The sequence below is a fragment of the Bradyrhizobium sp. KZN70725 genome, from assembly GCF_055264925.1.
Genome location: NZ_JBUYWT010000189.1, coordinates 1 through 852 on the forward strand (window position 1 = coordinate 1; position 852 = coordinate 852).

At 59.4% G+C, this 852-nt stretch carries 1 protein-coding gene; it reads right to left on the minus strand.

Going from position 1 to position 852, the window contains the following annotated elements; all coding sequences use genetic code 11:
* Positions 1 to 16: 16 nt before the first annotated feature.
* Positions 17 to 780 (minus strand): IS5 family transposase gene (locus ACZBJS_RS42635; protein ID WP_092083899.1). Its coding sequence is split into 2 segments (ribosomal slippage): positions 17 to 442 and positions 445 to 780, totalling 762 coding nucleotides; the frame shifts between segments, so codons are not numbered across the junction.
* Between the last annotated feature and the right edge of the window lie 72 nt (positions 781 to 852).

Sequence of the window (852 nt, forward strand, 5' to 3'; positions counted from 1 at the left end):
TAGGCGGTGTGGACAGTTATCGCAGCCATAGGACGATGGCTGCGAGAGTGATGACGGCAAGGTAATTTCGGGCGGTCTTTTCGAAGCGGGTTGCGACGCGGCGGAATTGCTTGAGCTTTGAGAAGCAGCATTCGACGAGATGGCGCTGGGCATAGAGATGCTTGTCGAGCGGATACTTGAGCGCGCGTGACGGGTTGTTGGGGATGACGGCGAGCGCGCCCTTGGCTGCAATGTCCTGGCGCAGGTGATCGGCGTCATAAGCCGTATCGGCCATGAAAACCTCGGCAGGCAATCCCTCGATCAATGTGGCGGCTTGCGGTGCATCGCCCTTCTGGCCTGCGGTGATCGTGAACCGTACCGGACATCCCAAGCCGCGAACGGCCATATGTATCTTGGTGCTCAGGCCGCCGCGCGAACGGCCAAGCGCCTGATCTTCAGACCCCCTTTTTTGGCCCCGGCAGCATGCTGATGGGCTCGAACAATGGTGGAATCGACAATCAGATATTCGAAGTCCGGATCGTCGGACATTGCCTCGAAGATCCGCCACCAGACGCCTTTGGCACTCCATCGGCTGAAGCGCCGGAACGCGCTGTTCCAATCCCCGAACGCTTCCGGAAGATCACGCCAGGGAGAGCCCGTGCGAACGATCCACAGCACACCTTCCACGAACATCCGATTGTCGCGCCCGGTCGAGCCCTTCTGGTCAGGCCGGCCTATGATCAGCGGCGCCATCCGCTCCCAAGCCGCATCGCTCAACACCAGACGATCCATCACACCCAAGACTGCCTCCCAAAAGCAGCCTTGAATCTGATTTGCTCCTAAAAGGAAATCCTTAGAGTCCACACCGCCTAG